Raw genomic sequence first — 1,980 nt, 5'->3', positions numbered from 1 at the left:
CCGGCGACCACCAGGGCCGCCCTGGGCCCGGCCCGCGTAAGCCCCCGAGGCCCGGCCGGATCAGCCCGTGCCGTCCGCCGGTGGCCGCGGCCCCGGGCCCCGGCCCCGCTGCTCACGGGCGAACAGCCGCACCAACGGGCGGTAGCGGTACCGCAGTTGATCCCCGTCGGCGATGATGTCCAGCAGGCGGACCTCCGAGATCGACTCCAGCACGTCCTCGGTCCGCCCCTCCGGCCACCGCAGCTCCACGGCCGCCTGACGCGCCGTGAACGCGGAGCCCTCCGCCCGGTGCGCCAGCACCCGGAACGCGTACCGGGCCGTCGGCGCCAGCCGGGCGTGACAGCGGCTCAGCGTCGCCCGCACATCGAGGCTGCCCAGGGACAGCTCGCCCAGCCGCCGGTCCGCGGCGGCCAGCCGGTCCGCCAGATGCGCCAGCCGCCACTGCGGATACGCCGCCAGCCGCGCCGCGCAGATCCGCAGCGCCAGCGGAAGCCCGTCGCACCGCGCCACGATCCGGTCGGCCGCCTCCGGCTCCGCCGCCACCCTCCCCGGCCCCGCGAGCGCCGCCAGCAGCAGCCGCCCCTCCCTGGCGTCCAGCGGATCCAGCCGCACCAGCCGCACCCCCTCCACCGAGGTGAGCGAGGAGTGGCCGGTGATCAGGGTGCGGCAGCCGTCGCCGTTCACCAGCAGCGGGCGCACCTGCCGGTCCTCGACCGCGTTGTCCAGCACCACCAGCGCCCGGCGGCCGTCCAGCCGGCTGCGGTAGAGCTGCGCCCGTTCGTCCAGGGCGACGGGCAGATCGTGATGGCCCGCGCCGAGCGCCCGCAGGAACCAGCCGAGTACGTCCAGCGGGTCCTTGGGCCCGCCGTCCTCCTCCCGCAGATCGGCGTAGAGCTGCCCGTGCGGGAAGTCCTCACGGCACCGGTGCGCGGCATGCACCGCCAGCGCCGAGGTGCCCGTGCCCGGAGCGCCGGTCAGCACCGTCGCCCCGCCGCGCCCGGGGGCCCGCAGCGCGTCCGATACGGCCGCGAGCTGCTCGGCGCGCCCGCTCAGATCGCCGATGTCGGTCGGCAGCATGGCGGGCACCAGACCGGCCCAGATGTCCCCGGCCATCGACTCGGGTCCGGGGACGCCCGCCCGCCCCGCCTTGTGCAGCCGCACCCGGACCGGCTCCGGGGCGGCGGGGCCCGGCAGCTCGCCGCGCAGCACCCCGTGGTGGACCCGGCGCAGCCCCGCGCCGGGGTCCATCCCGAGTTCGTCGCGCAGCACCCGCCGTCCGCGCTCGTAGACCGCCAGCGCGTCCGCCCGCCGGTCACACCGGTACAGGGCGGTCATCAACTGGCCGCGCAGCGCCTCCCGGAGCGGATGCTCGGCCACCAGCCGGGTCAGTTCGGGTACGGACCGGGCGTGCCGGCCCAGCGCCAGCTCCGCCTCGATACGGTGCTCCACCGCGCTGATCCGGGCCTCCTCCAGCCGCGGCAGCTCCGTCTCCTCCAGAAAACCGGTCACATCCGACAGGGCGGGCCCCCGCCACAGCGCCAGGGCGGTGTGCAGCCGCTCGGCGGCCTCCGCGTACCGGCCGTCGGCGAGTTCCCCGCGCCCCCGCTCGGCCAGGCGCTGGAACTCCTCCCAGTCGAACCGGGCCCCGCTGTGGTCCATGGCGTATCCCGGCCCCCGGCGGGCCAAGTGGAGCCAGGGGGCGCAGCGTTTGCGCAGCCGCGAGATATGGGTGTAGAGCTGCGCGGTCATCGTGACCGGCGGATTGCGGCCCCACAGCAGCTCGCTGAGCCGGTCGTCCGAGACCACCCGGCCGCCGGAGAGCAGCAGGGCGGCCAGCACGGTCCGCTGTTTGGCGCCGTCGACGGGCAATAGCCGCCCGTCCACGCGCACCTCCACCGGTCCGAGGATCCCGAACTCCACCTGCCGCACTGCTGCCTCCCCACGGCCTCGGTGTCGTTGAAGTTCCGGACCTTGTACGGG

1 protein-coding gene is annotated in these 1,980 nt (G+C 76.2%); it reads right to left on the bottom strand.

The annotated features are described in order from the left end of the window. Nucleotides 1-60 precede the first annotated feature (60 nt). The gene (locus KN815_RS38790; protein WP_253209505.1) at nt 61-1,929 is read right to left on the bottom strand and encodes an AfsR/SARP family transcriptional regulator; all 1,869 of its coding nucleotides are present in this window, start codon (nt 1,927-1,929) and stop codon (nt 61-63) included. Nucleotides 1,930-1,980: the final 51 nt, after the last annotated feature.

The sequence above is a fragment of the Streptomyces niphimycinicus genome (assembly GCF_018883605.1).
In the GTDB taxonomy this organism is placed as follows: domain Bacteria; phylum Actinomycetota; class Actinomycetes; order Streptomycetales; family Streptomycetaceae; genus Streptomyces; species Streptomyces niphimycinicus.
Note: the sequence above shows the minus strand (reverse complement) of the source record. Positions and strands in the feature narration are given on the sequence as shown.